This window comes from Solwaraspora sp. WMMD791 (assembly GCF_029581195.1).
Lineage (GTDB): Bacteria > Actinomycetota > Actinomycetes > Mycobacteriales > Micromonosporaceae > Micromonospora_E.
On sequence record NZ_CP120737.1, the window covers coordinates 3,453,323 to 3,470,790 of the forward strand.

Consider the following 17,468-nt stretch of genomic DNA (forward strand, 5'->3'; position numbering starts at 1 on the left):
CCGGCAGTTGTCAGACCAGGTCGGCGTCGTGCACCAGCAGCGCGATCTGCACCCGGTTGTTCAGCTCCAGCCGGGACAGCAGCCGGGACACGTACGCCTTGACCGTCGCGACGCTCATGAACAGCTCGGCGGCGATCTCCGCGTTGGACCGGCCCTGACCGACCGCGACGGCGACGTCGCGTTCCCGTGGGCTCAACTGGTCCAGGAGCCGGCGGGCGCGGTCCCGGCGCCCGACCGGTTCCCGCTGCGGTCCCGGCCACCGCCGCCCGGCGGCGGTGGCCGGGACCGCGTGCGGCCCGACGATGGCGGCCGGGTCGGCAGACTGCCCCGCCACGTGGGTGATGAGCCGGCGGATGACCGCCGGGGAGAGCATCGGCTCCCCGGCGTGCACCCGACGCACGGCGGCGACGATCTCTGCCGGCGGGGTGTCCTTGAGCAGGAAGCCGCTGGCCCCGGCCCGCAACGCCCGCAGTACGTACTCGTCGGCGTCGAACGTGGTCAGTACCACCACCTGGGGCGCGTCGGGCCGGGCGCGCAGCGTCTCGGTGGCGGCGAGCCCGTCGACCTGCGGCATCCGGATGTCCATCAGCACCACGTCCGGCGCGCTGGCGGCGACCGCCGCCGGCACCTCGGCGCCGTCGCCGGCCTCACCGACGATCCGCAACTCGGCCGCGCCGCCGAGGATCATCGACAGGCCGGCCCGGACCAACGGGTCGTCGTCGACGATCAGGACCCGGATCACAGCCGGCCCGGCCGGGTTGGCCGGGTCGGCCCGGTCGGCCGCCGGCGGCACATCCGCCGCGTCGGATGCTGGTGTCACCTCGGCCATGGCAGCCAGGCACCGAGCCGGAAGTCGCCGGCGTCGGTCGGGCCGTGGGTCAGCCGACCGCCGGCCAGGGCGGTACGTTCGGCGAGGCCGACCAGCCCGGTGCCGGCCCCGGGAATGGCCGTGGCCGACGGCGCCACCGGCCGGCGGCTGACGACCTCGACGGTCAGTCCGTCGCCGGGGCGGCCGGTCACCGTGACCAGGGCCGCCGCCCCGGGGGCGTGCTTACGGGCGTTGGTCAGCCCTTCCTGGACGATCCGGTAGGCGGTGCGGCCGAGCCCGGTCGGCAGTGCCGGTGCGTCGTCGACCCGGTCGACCAGGCGTACCCGGGCGCCGGCCTGCCGGGACTCGTCCACCAGGGCCGGGAGGTCGGCCAGGGTCGGCTGGGGCGGCTCCGCCGGCTGATCGTCGGGGGCAGGACCGGTACGCAGTACGCCGATCACCTCCCGCAGATCCTGCAGCGCCTGATGGGCGGTCACCCGGATCACCCCGGCGGCCCGGGTGACCTCCTCGCGGGACGCGTCCGGGCGGAACTCCAACGCCCCGGCGTGCAGGCTGAGCAGGGATATCCGGTGGGCCAGGACGTCGTGCATCTCCCGGGCGATCCGGGTGCGTTCCAGCTGCCGGGCCTGGCTGATCCGTAGCTGCTGCTCGGCCTCGGCCCGGTGGGCCCGGTCCCGCAGCGACAGGATCAGTTGCCGACGGGCCCGCACGAACATCCCCCAGGCGAGCACCGCGCCGAGGACCAGTCCGGTGAAGATCACCGCGCCGATCATGCCCAGATCCCGATCGGGGTAGATCAGGTAGTACACCGGCGCGACCGCCAGATGCCCGGCCGTCGCCGCCGCCGCGATCAGGAACGGCCGGTGCACCGCCACGGTGAACAGCAGCACCAGCAGCGCGATACCGCCGGTCACCGACAGCAGCCCGACCGGCGCGGCCAGCACCGCCAATGTCAACGGCCAGCGTCGGCGTACCCAGATCGCCGCGCAGCAGACCAGCCCGAGCGCCAGGTCGACGCGGTACAGCCAGTCCGGCGGCGGCCCGGCGGCGGTCATCGTGGGCTGCGGCTGCCGCAGGTCCCAGGCCGCCCAGACCAGGTAGGCCGCAGCGAGCCCGAACGCGACACCGTCGACGATCCAGTCGCGGGTGCTGCGCCGTCGGGTGCCGGCCGGCTCGGCGACCAGCGCCGCAGGCAGCAGCCAGGGGTTCTCCGGAGCCGGCACCGCACTCATCCGCCCAGCGTACGGAACCGGCACCGACCCGCGACAGCGACCAAAGTCGGTGCCTGTCCGTCGACCAAGGTTCATCCGACGGTGGTCCGACGGCGCACCGGTGTCGACCGTCGGCCGCTGCGCCACCGGTCGCCGGGCCGCGACGCTGGTGCGGTGATCGAAGTACGCAACCTCACCAAACGGTACGGACGGCAGGTTGCCGTCGACGACGTGTCGTTCACCTGCGCACCGGGCACGGTGACCGGATTTCTCGGGCCGAACGGGGCCGGCAAATCCACCACGCTGCGGATGCTCTGCGGCCTGGCCGCCTCCTCGGCCGGCACCGCCACCATCGACGGGCTGCCGTACCGGCGGCTCGCCGATCCGGGGCGGGTGGTCGGCGTACTGCTGGACGCGGCCGCCATGCACCCGGGCCGCAGCGGCCGGGAGACCCTGGCCGTCGCGGCGCTGGCCATGGGGGTACCCGGCCGGCGGGTCGGTGAGCTGCTCGACCGGGTCGGTCTCAACCAGGTGGCGGCCCGCCGCCGGGTGCGGGCCTACTCGCTGGGAATGCGCCAGCGGCTCGGCCTGGCGCACGCGCTGCTCGGCGAGCCACGGGTGCTGGTCCTCGACGAGCCGGCGAACGGGTTGGACCCGGAGGGCATCTTCTGGATGCGGGAGCTGCTGCGTGACTTCGCCGACCGGGGCGGCACCGTGCTGCTCTCCTCCCATCTGCTGCGCGAGGTGGAGGCGGTGGCGGACCGGCTGGTGGTGATCGGGGGTGGCCGGATCGTCGCCGACGGCGACAAGGCGGAGCTGTTGGCCGGCGACGGCGGGACGCTGGTCCGGGCCGGGGACCCGCAGGCGTTGCGGGCGGCGCTGGACCGTGCCGGCCTGGCCGTCGGCGAGGTCGACGGCCGGGTAGACGGCCGGCTGCTGGTGCAGGCCGGGCCGGAGGCGGTCGGTCAGGTCGCGGCGGAGATCGGTGCCGTGCTGCTGGAGCTGCGGCCGGCGGACAACGGCGGCCTGGAGCAGATGTTCCTGGCCCTGACCGCAGGTGACTCGGTACGGGAGGCGGTCCGATGAACCCGCTGTGGTGGCGGCTGATCCTGGTCGAGCTGCGCAAGATGCTCGACACCCGGGCCGGTGCGTGGCTGCTCGGGGCGATCGGGCTGTCGACGGCGGCGATCGTCACCGTGATGGTGATCTTCGCCGAGCCGGCCGAGCAGACCTTCACGGCCTTCTTCGTGCTGGCGCTGTTGCCGGTCGCGTTCCTGCTGCCGGTCCTGGGGGTGCTGCTGGTGACGACCGAATGGTCGCAGCGCACCGCGTTGACCACCTTCGCGCTGGTGCCGGTGCGGCACCGGGTGCTGGCGGCGAAGCTGGTCGCGGCGACCGTCGCCTCGGTCGCCTCGGTGCTGACCAGCCTGGCGTCGGCGGCGGTCGGGATGGCTGTCGCGTCGGCGACCGGCGGCACCGGCAGCTGGCGGATCGAGGCGGCACTGATCGGCTACGCCGCCCTGTTCCAGGTGATCAACGTGGTGATGGGGGTGGCGTTCGGCATGCTGCTGCTGAACAGCCCGGTCGCGATCGTGCTGCTGCTGTTGCTGCCGACGGTGTGGACCGTCCTCGGCGGCATCGTCGAGCGGCTGCGCGGCGTCGCCGAGTGGCTGGACCTCACGTTGACCACCGAACCGCTGCTGACCGCCGAGGTGACCGCCGGGCAGTGGGCCCGGTTGGCCACCTCGGTGGCGGTCTGGGTGCTGCTGCCGCTGGTCACCGGCATGCTGCGGATCCAGCGCCGTGACATCGCCTGACCCTGATGGTGCCGGCACCGTCGTCGGGCCCGGTCCCGGGCAGCGGTACGGCGTGGCCGTCCTGCTCGCCGGGCTCGGCGCCGGGGTCGGCGCACTGGTCAAACCGGTTGCCGGCTGGGCCCTGGGCCTGCCCTGGGTGCCGTTGGCCGGCCCGCTGCGCCTGATCGACGCGGTGCCGCCGGTGCCGGCGCTGATCGGCGGAGTGCTGCTGGGGGTGGTCGCCGGCCTGGTGCTGGCCGCCGCCGACGCCGCCGAACACCTGTACCTGGTGGTAGGCCGGGACCGGTTGACGCTGCGGCGCGGCGAGTCCGAGACGACGGTACGCCGAAGCGCCGTCGGTGCGGTGTTCCTGGACGGCACCAGGTTGGTGGTGCTCGGCCACCGTGGCGAGGAACTGTGTTCCCGGGCGGGTGACGTCCCGGCCGCGCGGCTCGGTGCCACGTTGACCCGGTACGGCTACCCGTGGCGGCCCGACGGTGATCCGTACCGGTCGGCGTACCGCCTGTGGGTGCCCGGCCTGCCGGGGCTGCCCGCCGGTGCGGACGCGCTGTTCACCGCCCGGCAGCGCGCCCTGGACCGCGACGACCGGGCCGAAGCGGAGCTGCTGCGCACCGAACTGGCCACGATGGACGTCGTGGTCCGCGACGAGGTGGTGCCGCAGGTCGGGCGGCGGCAGTTCTGCCGCGTGGCCACCGACGCGCCGGGGTGACCGACGCGCCGGGATGACGTGCCGGCGTTACCGACGGAGCGCCGCTGGGTACAAGGGTGCCATCCGCCGACGCGGATCCCGGCGGGACCCCGCCCGGCGGGGCCGGCACGGCGAAGCGACCTTGAGGAGGAAACGATGCGCGGCGGTTCGATATCCGGGGTGATCGTGCTCATCTGGCTGGTCATCGGTCTGGTCGCGGCGGTGCAACGCGGCTACTTCGAACGCGACGACACCAACTGCGCGCACGCCGGCACCACCATCGTCACGGTGATCGCCGGCCCGCTCAACTACATCGGCGTCAACCCGCAGATCGACTGTGACCTGCCGGAACCGTCCGAGTGACCCGTACCGGTCAGGCGTCGGCGAGGTGGGGCGGGAAGCCGCCGGTGGCGACCGGCCCCCACCTGTCGACGGTCACCTGGATCAACGACTTGCCCTGCCGCCGCATCGCCTCGCGGTACTCGTCCCAGTCCGGGTGTTCGCCGGCGATGCAGCGGTAGTACTCGACGAGCCCGTCCAACGCCTGCGGCATGTCGACGACGGTGGCGGTGCCGTCGATCTGCACCCACGGTCCGTTCCAGTCGTCGGAGAGCACCACGGCCGACACCCTGGGGTCGCGGCGGAGATTCACCGCCTTGGCCCGGTCCGGGTAGGTGGCGACGACCAGCCGCCCGCCGGTGTCGACACCGCAGGTCACCGGCGAGGACTGCGGGCGACCGTCGGCCCGGGTCGTGGTCAGCACCGCCCGGTGCCGGGTCCGCAGGAACTCCACCAGGCCGGCCCGGTCGACCCGGGTGTTCGTCGCGATGGCACGTGCCACGATGGGCTCCCTCGGGTTCGGCGCCCACGACCTGCGGGCGCACCTGGACCGGACCGGCACAATGATCCCATGCGCGCCGCTGGTCAACCGCCGGGTGAGCCGATCACCCCTACCGCCGCCCGACCGATCCGCCGACCGGTGCTCGTGCAGAGCTGGCACGATCTGGCGTTCCTGCACTGGCCGGCGGACCCGTCGATGGTCGCCGGGCTGCTGCCGCCCGGCACCCGGCCGGACACCGTCGACGGCGTCACCTACGTCGGGCTGATCGGGTTCCGGATGGTCGGCGTCGGGATGTTCGCCGGGCCCGGCATCCCGTACCTGGGGACCTTCTGCGAGACGAACGTACGGCTCTACTCGGTCGACGACGCGGGACGGCGGGCCGTGGTGTTCCGCTCGCTGGACGCGGCCCGGCTGGTGCCGGTGCTGGTGGCGTTGGCCAGCCTGCGGTTGCCGTACCGGTGGTCGTGGATGCGACTGGACCGCACCGGCGACACCCTCACGTACCGGTGCCGGCGGCGGTGGCCGGGGCCGCGCGGCGCGGCCAGCCGGATGTCGATCCGGGTCGGTGCGCCGATCGCCGAGCCGACCCCGCTGGAGCACTTCCTCACCGCCCGCTGGGGGCTGCACGAGCGGGTGTACGGGCGGACCCGCTACCTGCCGAACGAACACCCGCGGTGGCCGTTGCACCGGGCGGAGCTGGTGGACCTGGACGACGGTCTGCTCGTCGCCGCCGGGCTGCCCGCCCCGGACGGCCCACCGGTGAGTGTGCTCTACTCCCCCGGCGTACCGGTCCGCTTCGGCGCCCCGGTCGCCGTGCCGTGAGAGCGGTAGCCGTGCCGTGAGAGCGGCCGTCCCGGCGTGCGACCGGCTGTGCGGTCGCGGAACTTGCCCCCAATGATCACAATGCGGGGATGGCACGACGATGGTGGGCCGTGGCCGCGACGACGGTGCTGGTGGTGACGACCGCCGGCTGCGTCGACGGGGGCACGTCGCAGCTGCCCGCCCGGGTCGGGCAGCTGCCGGAGCAGGTCCGTGGGCTCGGTCCGGCGGTGTTCGCCGTGGCGGTGGCCGACGAACGCCGTACCGACCTGACCGGACTGGTGGCGGTGGAGCGCTTCGGCGACGAGATCGCCGGGGTGGCGCCCGACCGCCGTCATGCCGAGATCGCACTCGGCGACCCCCGCTTCCCGACCGTCGCCGACGGGCTCGCCGAGGACCGACGGGCCGCCCTGCTCGCTGACGGACGGATCGTCGACGTCGCGCTGCCCGACCACGTCTACCTCCGGACCGCGACCGGGGTCGGCCCGCAGTTGTCGATCACCGGGCCCCGTTGCCTGATCGTTCGCCGGGACGGCACGGTCGAGCAGCCAGCGGTGGAGGCTGCCTGCGTCGTCGCCGACCACGGCGGCGTGATCTGGCAGGAACGACCGGGCGACCGGTTCGGCGGAGTCGACCGGACCACCGGGGCCGTCAGCCCGACGATCGCACTGCCCAGCTACCCGATCGCCGCCTCACCGGACGGACGGCTGCTGGCCGCGCTGACCGACGACCGGCCGGCGCGGCTGATCATCGCGGACACGGCCGGCGGGAGTTGGCGCCCGACGGTCGAGGTCGCCCGTACCTTCGTCTCCGGGGTCTTCACCGACGCCGGGTTCGCCGTGACCCACCTGCGGGACGGGTTGCGGGCGGTGAGCGTGGTCCAGCCCGACGGCGTGGTCCGCACCCTGCTCAGCCCGGTCGGCGACGTGACGTTCGCGCCGGCCGGCCGGTACGCGCTGGTGGAGGAGACCGGGTCTGGTGCCCGGCGGTTGGCGGTGCTGGACCTGACGTCGGGGTCGGTGGTGCCGGTGACGGAGGCCCCCGAGCCGGCCGGTGACGCGGGCCGGCCCGGTCCGACCGATCTCCCCCCAGTGGCGGGCAACCTCGCCGTCGCGGTGGCCGGCGAGGCGGCGCTGGTCGTCGAGCTGCCGTACGACGCTGATGTGCGCCGCGACGCCGACCTGCCCAACCGGGTCTGGTCGGTCGATCTGGCGAGCGCGACCGCACGGCCGGGCCCCGACCTGCGGGGGGTGTCGTCGGCCACGGTTCTGCCCTCGACCGGGGCGTCCCTGGCGGCGCTGCGGCTGGGGCCCAGCGGTGACGCCATGACCATCGACGCGGCCGGCACCGTCACCACCGCCGGATCGCTGGCGACTCCCCGGACCGCGTTCCCGGACGGCACGGTGCTGCACGATCTGCACGACGAGGACGGTGAGCTCCGCGTCGACCGGGTGCTGCTCACCGACGGCGCGGGCCAACGCACCGAGATCGCCACCGGCGGCGGCTCCGGGCAGCGGGTGGCTGGTGTGCTGGCGACCCCCGACGGCGCGCACCTGCTCGTCTCGCTGCGGTCGGATCGCGGGGGCAGCCGTCCGCCGGGGCCGGACGATGCCCTGGTGCTGGTCCGCCGGGACGGCACCGGCGAGCCGCTGGTGCTCTACCAGGGGGCGGTGCTGGTCAGCCTGGGCATGACCACCGAATAGGCAGGCGGACGCGGGACGACGGTGGGCAGCGGGTCACAGATCGCGCAGGGCGCGGTGCAGCAGGTCACGGCTGGCGTCGGGCGGTTCGGCCTCGATGAACAGCCGGCCGACTGCGGCCGCGTACCGGTCGACGTCCTCCCGCTTGTCCAGGTAGAGCGCGCTGGTCAGGTGCTCCAGGTAGACCACGTCGGCGAGCTCCTGCTCCGGGAAGCGCAAGATGCTGAAGGCACCGCCGGCGGCCGCGTGGCCGCCGCTGCGGAACGGCACCACCTGTAGCCGTACCTGCGGCAACTCGCTGATCTGGGCAAGCGCTTCGATCTGCCCGCGCAGCACCCGGGTCCCGCCGATCGGCCGGCAGAGCACCGCCTCGTCGACCACCGCCCAGATCCGGGGTGCGTCGGGCCGGTCGAGCACCCGCTTGCGGGCCATCCGCAGCTCGACCCGCCGTTCCACCTCGGCGGGACCGCAGCCGCTGAACCCGATGCCGACGACAGCCCGGGCGTACTCCTCGGTCTGCAGCAGCCCCGGCACGAACTGGATCTCGTACGTACGGATCAGGCTGGCCGCCGATTCGAGGTCCAGGTAGTACTGGAACCAGGTGGGCAGCAGGTCGGCGTACGGGTGCCACCAGCCCGGCTGGTTCGCTTCCCGGGCGAGCGTGGTCAGCGCCGTCCGCTCGGCGAGGTCGACGACGCCGTAGAGGGTGAGCAGATCGTCGACGTCGCGTTCCTTGAACCCGACCCGGCCCAGCTCCATCCGGCTGATCTTGGACTCTGAGGCCCGGATCGCCCAGCCGGCGTCCTCCCGGCTGACCCCGTTCGCCTCCCGCAGCCGGCGCAGCCGGGCACCGAGCTGCATCCGGCGGACGGTAGGTCCGCCGGCCGGATGCCCGTGCTGTCCGACCACGCTCATGGCGCGGGCTACGGCTTGCGGCCGACGCCGCAGTACTGGTCGGACTCGGGTAGCTGCGCCTGGTCCGGCTCCGGCCGCCAGCGGTTCACCGGCACCACCCCCGGCTCGACCAGGTCGAGCCCGTCGAAGAACCGGCTGATCCGCTGCGGGCTGCGCAGGTGGTACTGCGGGTTGGCCGATTCGTTCCAGATCCGGGCGGCCTCGACCACGCCGGGGCTGGTGTCGGCACCGTCGTAGAGGGCCAGGTAGCTGCCGGACGGCAACCTCTCGAGCAGGCGACCGACGATGCCTGCGGCATCGTCGTCGGCGGCGATGTGGCCGAGGATTCCCATCAGCATCAGCGCGACCGGCTGGCTGAAGTCGAGGGTACGGCCGGCCTCCCGCACGATCGACTCCGGATCGCGCAGGTCGGCGTCGAGGTAGTCGGTGACGCCCTGCGGGGTGCTGGTCAGCAGTGCCCGGGCGTGCACCAGCACCAGCGGGTCGTTGTCGACGTAGACGATCCGGGCCTCGGGTGCGACCGCCTGGGCGACCTCGTGGGTGTTGTCGGCGGTCGGCAGGCCGGTGCCGATGTCGAGGAACTGGCGGACACCGGCGGGGCCGGCCAGGTGACGCACCGCGCGGGCCAGGAAGTCACGCGACAGCCGGGCGTTCTGCGCCATCTCCGGGAATGCGTCGCGGATCTGGTCGCCGACCTCCCGGTCGACGGCGTAGTTGTCCTTGCCGCCGAGCAGGTAGTTCCAGATCCGGGCGGTCTGCGGAACGGACGTGTCCAGCTTGGGCGCTGGAGCTGGCCCGTTCGAGGGGTCGTCGACCACGGTGCATCCTCACGATTCGGGCATGAACGAACGGTCTGCACTATAACCCCGAAGATCATCACCGCCAAGGTCGCTTGTGGAACTTCCACATTGGTTCCGGTTCACCCCGGCGGTACGGCGAGCAGCTGCCGCAGGTGGCCGACCGGCTGCGGCCGACCGTACCGGTAGCCCTGCCCCCGCGGGCAGCCGATCTCCGCGACGGCCCGGTGCTGTGTCTCGGTCTCCACCCCCTCGGCGACCACGACCAGCCCGAACGCGTCCGCCAACCGGGTGACCATCTCGACCGTCGCGTACGCGGTCGCGTCCCGGGTGTCGAGCCGGTCGACGAAACTGCGGTCGATCTTCAGATCGGTGGCCGGCAACCGGTGCAGGTAACTCAGTGACGAGTAACCGGTACCGAAGTCGTCGATCGAGATCCGTACCCGAAGCTCCCGCAGCCGGCGCAGGCCGGCGAGCACCTCGTCGGCGCTGTCGATCAACGCCGTCTCGGTCAGCTCCAGGGTCAGCCCGGCCGGCGCCAGCCCGGCCGCCGCCAGCGCCTCGTCGACCGTGCCGACCAGGTCGGCACGGAGCAGATGGGCCGGCGCCAGGTTCACCGCCACCGACATGCCCGGCGCCAGGTCCTGCCAGGACGCCGCGTCCCGGCAGGCGGCGGCGAGCACCCACCGGTCCAGCGGCAGCACCAGCCCGGTCTCCTCGGCCAGCGGCAGGAACCGTGCCGGGCTGAGGAGTCCGTGCCGGGGATGCCGCCATCGCACGAGCGCCTCGGCCGCCCGGACCACCCCGCTGCCGACCTCGACGATCGGCTGGTAGGCCAGCTCGAACTGGTCGCCGTCGTCGACCGCGCGGCGCAGGTCGGCGATCAGGTCGGCGCGGGTCACCGCCGCCTCCCGTAGGGCTGGCGTGCAGAACCGGTACGCGGACTTACCGGCCGCCTTCGCCGCGTACATGGCGATGTCGGCGTCGCGCAGCAGATCGGCGTCGCCGGTGTGCTGCGGGCCGTACTCGGCGATGCCGATGCTCGCCGAGGTGCCGCTTCCGTCGGCGAGCGCGGCCAGCAGCCGCTGCGCCAACCGTTCGGGATCGGCCGCCGGGTCGCCACGGCGGTCCGGCTCGGCCGCGGCCGACGGGTCGAGCAGGACGGCGAACTCGTCGCCGCCGAGCCGGGCGGTCAACCCCGCGCCGGCCACGACGGCCTGCATCCGGGTCGCCACCTCAGCCAGTACGGCGTCGCCGCTGGCATGCCCGAACCGGTCGTTGACCTGCTTGAACCCATCGAGGTCGAGCAGCAGGACCGCGACGGCGGGCCGGTCGGGGCCGACCATGGCATCCGGGTACGGCTCCCCTGGGTGGTCGCCGTGCCCACGGCGGGCGACGATGGCCTGCCGTAGCCGTCGGGTGAACAGCAGCCGGTTCGGCAGCCCGGTCAACTGGTCGGTGTAGGCCAGTTGTCGCAGCCGCGCGGCCAAGCGCCGGTTCTCGTTGGCTGCCAACGCCTGACGGACGGCGAGCGCCGCGAGCAGCGCCACCGCGCTGCCCTGCACCACCGGTACGGGTTGCCCGTCGACGACGATCGCCACGATCGCCGCCCCCACCGTCAGGTACGGCAGCGCCACCCGCCACCACGGCATCGGCGCGGGCTCGGCGGTCTCGTCGACCTGGTCCAGGTCGGCCGGGGGCGGGTAGCGGCTGGCGCAGGCCACCAACAGGTAGCTCAGCGGCCAGCAGACGTCGATCGGATGCCCGGCCTGGTACTGCCCCTGGGCGATCAGCGACACGTACACCGCGTCGGCCCCGGCGCGCAGGGCCAGGCTGACGCCGAGCAGGGTCAGTGGTGGCCACAGTGGGCGTGCCGGCGCGGCGACCGAGATCAGCACGGCCAGCTGGATCAGGTCCAGCATCGGGTAGAACATGCCCAGGCTGCGGGCGGTGCCGTCCAGGTCGGCACCGGCCATGTCCCGGTAGACCACCACCCAGGCGACCGGGATGAGCGCGAGCCCGACGATCACCCCGTCGAGCACCACCCGGGCCCGGCCCAGCCCGCTGCGGGGCGCCGACACCGCTGACAGCAGCGCGGCGGTGCCGGTGACGATGCCGGCGACGAAGACCGCGCCGACCAGCGGGGTGTGCGGCAACGCGTCGGCACCGAGCCGACCGACCGTCCAGATGGTACGGCCGGCGGCGGCCAGGCCCATGGTGGCCGCCAGCAGCAGCCAGAAGCGGCGCAGTGCCGGCGGGTGCCGACCGGCGGTCTCGGCGCAGGCGAGGGTGGCGCAGCCGGCGACGACGGTGGCACCGAGGTCGCTGGCCAGCGCCGCCGCTGGTCCACCGGCGACGAGCCAGGCGACCTCGACCGTGGCGGCCCCGACGCCGACGCCGAGGGCCGCCGTACCGGCTCGTCGGGGCCGTGCCGGCGCCGGACGGTCTGCTGCCACCGGCGGAATCTATCGTCCCGTACGGATGTCGCCGGGTAGGCTGTCGGCGAGTTTACAAGGGACCTGACCGGGTGGACGGTCCCGGTGGACCGGACGTCGGCTCAGCCGGCCTGGCTGGCGATGCCGAACCGCACGCCGCCGTCGTCGTCGACGGCCGCGTCGAGGGCCTTGTCCTGCAGCATCGTGGCGGCGTCGGGGTCGAGGAAGACCCGGGCGCCGGAGGAGTCCACCACCTGGTCACCGGTGTCCGGCTGGTCGGCGAGGGTGAGCGTGAGCGAGCCTGCGGTCGGGTCGGCGGCGATCCGCAGCCCGGCACTCTCCGGCGCCTGCTGTTGCGCGGCGATCTCCCGGATCACGAACACGGCGTTGTCGGTCATGGTCAGCATTGCGACTCCTCGGCTGGTGTGGTCACGGGCTGGCGTGCCCGGCGCGCGACACCGCACGATCGGCGTGCGGCGGGATCGGGATCTGCGGGATTTCTGACGGCGCGGCGGACAGTGCGCGGCGGGCGGTCAGGGCGGGCGGCGGAAGCTCCAGGTACTGGGTCGGTCGGCGGCCGTCTGCCACCCACCGTGCCCGACATCCGCCGGCCCGTCAAATCTCCCGGGTGATCCCGGCGTTTCCCGCACGACGCCTCGACGCTCGCCGCGCGACGGCCGGCACTCGCCTGGGACGCTCAGCGCTCCTCACGGAACAGCACGTGGCGACGCAGCACCGGGTCGTACTTGCGTAGCACCAGCCGGTCCGGGTCGTTGCGGCGGTTCTTCCGGGTGACGTACGTGTAGCCGGTGCCTTCGGTGCTGCGCAGCTTGATCACCGGGCGGAGTGCGGTCTGTCGGGCCATCAGATCCGCGCCCCCTTGGCCCGCAGGTCGGCGACGACGGCCTCGATGCCCCGTCGGTCGACGGTCCGCATGGCCCCCGTGGTGAGGGTCAGGGTGATCCAGCGGCGCTCGGCGGCCAGCCAGTACCGGTGCCGTTGCAGGTTGGGTCGCCACTGGCGGCGGGTGCGCCGGTGCGAGTGGGACACGGCGTTGCCGAAGCTGGGGGTGGCACCGGTGACGTCACATCGTCGGGACATGGACACTCCTATGATAATGGGAATCGTTGTCATTAAAGCGTAGCACCGCGACCGGGACGGCCCCGTCCAGCCGGTAGCCGACCCCGTGGATGGTGCGCACCACCGGCAGGTCGTCGCCGAGCTTGGCGCGCAGCCGCCGCACGTGCACGTCGACGCTGCGCGGACCGCTACGCCGGTGCCCCCACACCCGATCGAGCAGCTGTTCCCGGGTGAAGACCTGCCGGGGGCGACCAGCCAGGCAGAGCAGCAGGTCGAACTCGCGCCGGGTCAACGCGATCTCGTCCAGCCCCAGGAACACGGTCCGCGAGTCCGGGTAGATGCGCAGCGCGGCAGGATCGACCAGCTCGACCGGGCCGGCCGGGTGGGCATCGGCGGCGGGCGGCTCGTCGAGCAACCGCTCGAGCAACGCGATGAGGCGGAGTCGTACGTCGGCATCCATCCCGTTATAATGACAACCGTTTTCAAGTACGTCGAGGGGAACGTGAATGCCGTCACCGCTCGCTCCGGCCGGCCGTACCGCCCGGCCGCCCGCCGACATCCGCCCGGCGGTCACCGTGCTGACCGGCTTCTGGCCCGCCGCCACGATGGCCGTCGCCCGGACCCTGCTCGCCGCCGACCCGGGCCTGCTGATCGTCCGCCACGACCTCAGCGGAGTACGCGACGGCACCGTGCACCGGGTCGTCCGGGACGGCACCGGGACCGTCGAGGACGTCCGCGTCGATCTCGTCCACGGCTGCGTCTCCTGCACCCTGCGCGAGGACGTCCTGCCCACCCTGGCCCGGCTCGCGACCGACCGGCCCGGCAGCGACATCGTGCTCGTCCTGCCCGAGGTCGTCGAACCCGAGGCGGTCGCCGCCGCCTGCCGGCACTGCCGCGTCGGCGGCACGGCCATCGACGACCTCGTCCGATTCGACTCGTACGTCACCGTGGTCGCCGCCGAACACCTGCTCGACGGCCTGGCCAGCACCGACGACCTGGTCCACCTCGGCATCCACGCCGCCCCCGACGACCACCGCGCGCTGGCCGATGTCATCGCCCGGCAGATCGAGTACGCCGACACGGTGGTGCTCTGGGGCGAGGCCGACGGCGGCGACTTCGAGATCCACCGGCTCGGGGTCCTGCTGCACCGGATGGCCCCCTGGGCGGTCCACCTGCGCGCCGGTGACCAGCCGATCGTCGACGCCGGCTGGCTCGCCGCCCGGCTCCGGCACACCGCCCGGCACCGCCCGGAAACCCCGGACGTGCTGACCCGCGGCATCGAGGGCTACACCCTCGGCGTACACGAGCCGGTCGCCGACTGCGGCATCGTCTCGGCGGTGTTCCGCGCCCGGCGGCCACTGCACCCAGGCCGGCTGCACGCCGCCCTGGACGACCTGACGGCGGAGGCGCTGCGCTCCCGCGGCCACATCTGGCTGGCCAGCCAGCCGGAGACCGTGATCGGCTGGGAGAGCGCCGGCGGAGGCCTCGGCCTGCGCACCCTCGGCCCGTGGCTGGCCGCCGTACCCGACGCCGAGTGGGAGCAGGCCAGCGCACAGCGGCGACTGGCCGCAGCGATGGAGTGGGACCCCTACTACGGCGACCGGCACCAGCACCTGGTCTTCGTCGGCGTCGACCTCGACCCCGCCGACCTGCACCGACGACTCGCCTCCTGCCTGCTCACCGACGCCGAACTCGCCGACGGCGAAGCCGGCTGGCGGGCCCTACCGGACCCGTTCACCGGCTGCTGAGCCGCCCTGGAACACGCCGAAGGGCCGGACCCCGGGTACGGGGTCCGGCCCTTCGGCGTTCCTGTTCCCGCGGTGGGTGGGTCAGCTGTTCCAGTGCTGGGCGACGAGTTCGGCGGCCTGGGTCTCCCACTGGGCGTAGTGGAACGGGTACGCCGACACCTGCACGGTCTGGGCGGCCTCGGTCAGCGGCATGTCCTGCCAGCCGTCGACGGCCTTGAGGCCGTTGAGGAACGCGGTGGTCGAGTACTCGACGTCGGTGATCTGCTCCACCGTGCCCCAGCCCGACGACGGCCGCTGCTGGAACAGGCCCTGCGAGTCGTGGTCGTTACGGTCACCGAGGTGGCCGAGGTTCTCCAGTTTCGATTCCTGCAGGGCGGTGGCGATCGCGACCACGGCGGCCCGCTCGTCCATGCCGGCCTTCTTCGTGGCGGCGATGATGCCCTTGACGTTGTCGGTCTGCTCGCCGGACAGGGTGATGCGGGACTGCTCGCCCTGCACGCCGTGCGGGATCAGCGTGCTCGAGTCGACGCCGCTGCCGCTGTCGCTGGCCGCGGCGGAGGTGGTCGACGCGGTGACGGTGGTCGAGGCGGCCTGGACGCCGGGGGTGTGCTGGGCGGCCAGGGCGGGGGCGGCGATCGCCCCGCCGGCGAGGGTGAGACCGGCGATGCCCAGGGCGGTGTTGCGCAGGCTGGTGGCCAGGGTACGGCTGATGATCGTGGCCATAAGGGGGGTCCACCTTCCGTTTTCCGAGGGGGCACACCCGTCACCCGGCCCCTGGAACGGGCGGGTGGTGTGTGGGGTGTGCGGTAAACGGTCATCCGGGTGGTACGGGGACGCGGCGGCGGCTTCTCGCCCGCTCGGGGGCTGGCCTTCCGTGCGTCGCGACCATGTACAACCACGCCGACCGGCCGACGATTCCCGCCGGGTCGGGGCCGACGGCTCGAGTCGCAGCGCGGAGGTCTCGCCCGCCTGGCGACGCCGCCCGCCCACAATGTCACCGCGTGTAACGGCACCCGACAGGTACAACTGTTTGGGACGATATTCCTCAGAGGCATGATTATTCCTCAGAGGAATACCGCTCTACCGCAGCACCGGCCCGCCGGGGACACTCAGGCGGGGAGACCCGGGCGGTTGAGACCCGGGCGAAACCTCCCGCCAGCCGCAGACGCCCACCCGGTGGTGGTGGCGTGGCATGCTGCTGACCATGTGTGTGCGGAGCGACCAATGACCGTGGTGTCCGTCATCAACTACAAAGGTGGCGTCGGGAAGACCACGCTCACCGCCAACATCGGCGCCGAACTGGCGTACCGGGGGCACAAGGTCCTGATGATCGACCTGGACCCGCAGGCGAGCCTGACGTTCTCGTTCGTCGAACCGACCGGGTGGGAACGGGAACTGGCCGACGAGCGGACCATCCTGCAGTGGTTCGGTGACGTGCTCGACGGTGGCGGCGCCGCACCACTGGACCGGTACGTGTTCACCCCGCCGACCGTCAACGAGGTGATCGGCCAGGCCGGCCCGGGGCGTCTCGACCTGGTGCCGTCACATCTGATGCTCACCGATGCCGATCTGGACTTCGCGGCCAGTCTCGGCGGATCCCGGTTCCAACACGGCAGTCCGCGCTTCCTCGCGCTGCACCGGGCGCTCGCCGACGCGCTGGCCGCCCCGGCCTTCGCCGGATATCAGGTGGTCCTGGTGGACTGTCCGCCGAACTTCACCATGGTCACCCGGACCGGGATCGTGGCCAGCGATCACATCCTGATCCCGGCCCGACCCGACTACCTGTCCACCCTCGGCATCGATTATCTGCGCAAGAAGGTCTCCGAGCTGGTCACCGACTACAACCGGGTCGCCGCCGGCAAGGCCGACCAGATCAGCCCGGAGATCCTCGGCATCGTGTTCACGATGGTGCAGTACACCGGTCACGGCCCGCTGCTGGCGCTGCGCAACTTCATCGGTCATCCCGCCACCATCGAGATCCCGCGTTTCCAGCAGATGATCCGGGACAGCAAGACCGTGTTCGCCGCCGCCGGCGAGCAGGGGCTACCGGCGGTGCTGATGCCGGATGCGAACATCAACGTCCAGTACGAGCTGCAACAGCTCACCAGCGAGTTCCTCGCCAAGATCCGCCCGTAGGAGTCTGTCGTGACCAGCCCCGCCGATCTGTCCCACGCCGTCCTGATCCGGGTCGCCGAGTTCCTGCGTACCCTGGCACCGGATCAGCTCGCCGCACTCGCCGACGGCACCGCTGCGCTGACCGTCGCCGGCGCGTCGGCACCAGCGGCGTCGGCACCGCAGCCGCCACCCGCCCGGCGTACCCGCAGCACGGCCGCGAAGGCACCGACCGTCGTCGACACCGAACGGATCCGCGCCGATCTCGCCGCGATCGACGACCGGGTGGCCGCCGGCCGGTACCTCGACGATCTGGGGCTGAAGGTCGCCGAGTTGCGGACGTTGGCCGCCGAACTCGGCGTAGCGCTGCCCAGCCGGGCGACCAAGGCCACCATCGGCAAGAGCATCGTGCAGGCGACGGTGGGTCGCCGGCTCACCTCAGCCGTCCTCAGTCGACCGGCCACCGGCGGCTGAGG

Annotated in this window: 20 protein-coding genes; 9 read left to right on the forward strand and 11 right to left on the reverse strand. The window is 73.0% G+C overall.

Annotated features, from left to right (window positions below; translation table 11 throughout):
• Nucleotides 1-10: 10 nt before the first annotated feature.
• Nucleotides 11-793 (reverse strand): response regulator transcription factor, encoded by a 783-nt coding sequence (locus O7623_RS15185; protein ID WP_282229422.1) that lies wholly within the window; start codon nucleotides 791-793, stop codon nucleotides 11-13.
• Between the two features lie 23 nt (nucleotides 794-816).
• Nucleotides 817-2,061 (reverse strand): histidine kinase, encoded by a 1,245-nt coding sequence (locus tag O7623_RS15190; protein ID WP_282229276.1) that lies wholly within the window; start codon nucleotides 2,059-2,061, stop codon nucleotides 817-819.
• Nucleotides 2,062-2,214: 153 nt separating this feature from the next.
• On the opposite strand from O7623_RS15190, the gene O7623_RS15195 reads away from it, so the two are divergent.
• From O7623_RS15195 to O7623_RS15210, 4 genes are all read left to right on the forward strand, one after another.
• The gene (locus O7623_RS15195) at nucleotides 2,215-3,126 is read left to right on the forward strand and encodes an ATP-binding cassette domain-containing protein (protein WP_282229277.1); all 912 of its coding nucleotides are present in this window, start codon (nucleotides 2,215-2,217) and stop codon (nucleotides 3,124-3,126) included.
• A complete protein-coding gene (locus O7623_RS15200; RefSeq protein ID WP_282229278.1) occupies nucleotides 3,123-3,857 on the forward strand; it encodes an ABC transporter permease in 735 nt (244 codons plus the stop codon). The genes O7623_RS15195 and O7623_RS15200 overlap by 4 nt, the downstream gene beginning before the upstream one ends.
• Nucleotides 3,844-4,566, forward strand: coding sequence for a hypothetical protein (locus O7623_RS15205; protein ID WP_282229279.1), 723 nt, complete (start codon nucleotides 3,844-3,846; stop codon nucleotides 4,564-4,566). Before O7623_RS15200 ends, O7623_RS15205 begins: the two co-directional genes overlap by 14 nt.
• A 135-nt stretch (nucleotides 4,567-4,701) precedes the next feature.
• The gene (locus O7623_RS15210) at nucleotides 4,702-4,908 is read left to right on the forward strand and encodes a hypothetical protein (protein WP_282229280.1); all 207 of its coding nucleotides are present in this window, start codon (nucleotides 4,702-4,704) and stop codon (nucleotides 4,906-4,908) included.
• Nucleotides 4,909-4,918: 10 nt separating this feature from the next.
• Here the strand turns inward: O7623_RS15210 and O7623_RS15215 are convergent, their stop codons facing one another.
• A complete protein-coding gene (locus tag O7623_RS15215) occupies nucleotides 4,919-5,386 on the reverse strand; it encodes a PPOX class F420-dependent oxidoreductase (protein WP_282229281.1) in 468 nt (155 codons plus the stop codon).
• A gap of 69 nt (nucleotides 5,387-5,455) precedes the next feature.
• Between O7623_RS15215 and O7623_RS15220 the strand changes: the two genes are divergently transcribed.
• Nucleotides 5,456-6,208 carry a DUF2071 domain-containing protein gene (locus tag O7623_RS15220; protein WP_282229282.1) on the forward strand — a complete coding sequence of 251 codons (753 nt, stop codon included), beginning with the start codon at nucleotides 5,456-5,458 and terminating at the stop codon, nucleotides 6,206-6,208.
• Between the two features lie 89 nt (nucleotides 6,209-6,297).
• Nucleotides 6,298-7,908 carry a hypothetical protein gene (locus tag O7623_RS15225; protein WP_282229283.1) on the forward strand — a complete coding sequence of 537 codons (1,611 nt, stop codon included), beginning with the start codon at nucleotides 6,298-6,300 and terminating at the stop codon, nucleotides 7,906-7,908.
• Nucleotides 7,909-7,941: 33 nt separating this feature from the next.
• Here O7623_RS15225 and O7623_RS15230 read toward each other — a convergent pair whose 3' ends face one another.
• The 7 genes from O7623_RS15230 to O7623_RS15260 all read right to left on the reverse strand — a co-directional run bounded on the left by O7623_RS15230 (nucleotide 7,942) and on the right by O7623_RS15260 (nucleotide 13,592).
• Nucleotides 7,942-8,820 (reverse strand): helix-turn-helix transcriptional regulator, encoded by an 879-nt coding sequence (locus tag O7623_RS15230; protein WP_282229284.1) that lies wholly within the window; start codon nucleotides 8,818-8,820, stop codon nucleotides 7,942-7,944.
• 8 nt (nucleotides 8,821-8,828) lie between these two features.
• Entirely contained in the window at nucleotides 8,829-9,638 is an 810-nt protein-coding gene (locus O7623_RS15235) for an SAM-dependent methyltransferase (RefSeq protein WP_282229285.1), read from the reverse strand.
• Nucleotides 9,639-9,739: 101 nt separating this feature from the next.
• Nucleotides 9,740-12,073: an EAL domain-containing protein gene (locus O7623_RS15240; RefSeq protein WP_282229286.1), complete on the reverse strand. Its 2,334-nt coding sequence runs from the start codon at nucleotides 12,071-12,073 to the stop codon at nucleotides 9,740-9,742.
• 101 nt (nucleotides 12,074-12,174) lie between these two features.
• Entirely contained in the window at nucleotides 12,175-12,459 is a 285-nt protein-coding gene (locus tag O7623_RS15245) for an adhesin (RefSeq protein WP_282223712.1), read from the reverse strand.
• A 290-nt stretch (nucleotides 12,460-12,749) separates the two neighbouring features.
• The gene (rpmG, locus tag O7623_RS15250; RefSeq protein ID WP_282223713.1) at nucleotides 12,750-12,917 is read right to left on the reverse strand and encodes a 50S ribosomal protein L33; all 168 of its coding nucleotides are present in this window, start codon (nucleotides 12,915-12,917) and stop codon (nucleotides 12,750-12,752) included.
• Nucleotides 12,917-13,153, reverse strand: coding sequence for a 50S ribosomal protein L28 (gene rpmB, locus O7623_RS15255; RefSeq protein ID WP_282223714.1), 237 nt, complete (start codon nucleotides 13,151-13,153; stop codon nucleotides 12,917-12,919). The genes rpmG and rpmB overlap by 1 nt, the downstream gene beginning before the upstream one ends.
• Nucleotides 13,137-13,592: a winged helix-turn-helix domain-containing protein gene (locus O7623_RS15260; RefSeq protein WP_282223715.1), complete on the reverse strand. Its 456-nt coding sequence runs from the start codon at nucleotides 13,590-13,592 to the stop codon at nucleotides 13,137-13,139. The genes rpmB and O7623_RS15260 overlap by 17 nt, the downstream gene beginning before the upstream one ends.
• 46 nt (nucleotides 13,593-13,638) lie before the next feature.
• Here O7623_RS15260 and O7623_RS15265 point away from each other — a divergent pair, with 46 nt between their 5' ends.
• Nucleotides 13,639-14,880 (forward strand): GTP-binding protein, encoded by a 1,242-nt coding sequence (locus O7623_RS15265; protein ID WP_282223716.1) that lies wholly within the window; start codon nucleotides 13,639-13,641, stop codon nucleotides 14,878-14,880.
• An 81-nt stretch (nucleotides 14,881-14,961) separates the two neighbouring features.
• On the opposite strand, the gene O7623_RS15270 is transcribed toward O7623_RS15265, so the two are convergent.
• Nucleotides 14,962-15,579 (reverse strand): hypothetical protein, encoded by a 618-nt coding sequence (locus tag O7623_RS15270; protein WP_282229423.1) that lies wholly within the window; start codon nucleotides 15,577-15,579, stop codon nucleotides 14,962-14,964.
• Nucleotides 15,580-16,104: 525 nt separating this feature from the next.
• Between O7623_RS15270 and O7623_RS15275 the strand changes: the two genes are divergently transcribed.
• Nucleotides 16,105-17,016, forward strand: coding sequence for a ParA family protein (locus O7623_RS15275; RefSeq protein WP_282223717.1), 912 nt, complete (start codon nucleotides 16,105-16,107; stop codon nucleotides 17,014-17,016).
• A gap of 9 nt (nucleotides 17,017-17,025) precedes the next feature.
• On the forward strand, nucleotides 17,026-17,466 hold the full coding sequence (locus tag O7623_RS15280) for a hypothetical protein (RefSeq protein WP_282223718.1): 441 nt from the start codon (nucleotides 17,026-17,028) through the stop codon (nucleotides 17,464-17,466).
• Nucleotides 17,467-17,468 lie beyond the last annotated feature (2 nt).

What these genes read in the sequence shown, in the direction of transcription:
- rpmB (WP_282223714.1), bottom strand. Translation starts at nt 13,153, where the DNA reads ATGTCCCGACGATGTGACGTCACCGGTGCCACCCCCAGCTTCGGCAAC.
- O7623_RS15230 (WP_282229284.1), bottom strand. Translation starts at nt 8,820, where the DNA reads ATGAGCGTGGTCGGACAGCACGGGCATCCGGCCGGCGGACCTACCGTC.
- O7623_RS15190 (WP_282229276.1), bottom strand. Translation starts at nt 2,061, where the DNA reads ATGAGTGCGGTGCCGGCTCCGGAGAACCCCTGGCTGCTGCCTGCGGCG.
- O7623_RS15200 (WP_282229278.1), top strand. Translation starts at nt 3,123, where the DNA reads ATGAACCCGCTGTGGTGGCGGCTGATCCTGGTCGAGCTGCGCAAGATG.
- O7623_RS15260 (WP_282223715.1), bottom strand. Translation starts at nt 13,592, where the DNA reads ATGGATGCCGACGTACGACTCCGCCTCATCGCGTTGCTCGAGCGGTTG.
- O7623_RS15225 (WP_282229283.1), top strand. Translation starts at nt 6,298, where the DNA reads ATGGCACGACGATGGTGGGCCGTGGCCGCGACGACGGTGCTGGTGGTG.
- O7623_RS15210 (WP_282229280.1), top strand. Translation starts at nt 4,702, where the DNA reads ATGCGCGGCGGTTCGATATCCGGGGTGATCGTGCTCATCTGGCTGGTC.
- O7623_RS15245 (WP_282223712.1), bottom strand. Translation starts at nt 12,459, where the DNA reads ATGCTGACCATGACCGACAACGCCGTGTTCGTGATCCGGGAGATCGCC.
- O7623_RS15275 (WP_282223717.1), top strand. Translation starts at nt 16,105, where the DNA reads ATGACCGTGGTGTCCGTCATCAACTACAAAGGTGGCGTCGGGAAGACC.
- rpmG (WP_282223713.1), bottom strand. Translation starts at nt 12,917, where the DNA reads ATGGCCCGACAGACCGCACTCCGCCCGGTGATCAAGCTGCGCAGCACC.
- O7623_RS15220 (WP_282229282.1), top strand. Translation starts at nt 5,456, where the DNA reads ATGCGCGCCGCTGGTCAACCGCCGGGTGAGCCGATCACCCCTACCGCC.
- O7623_RS15265 (WP_282223716.1), top strand. Translation starts at nt 13,639, where the DNA reads ATGCCGTCACCGCTCGCTCCGGCCGGCCGTACCGCCCGGCCGCCCGCC.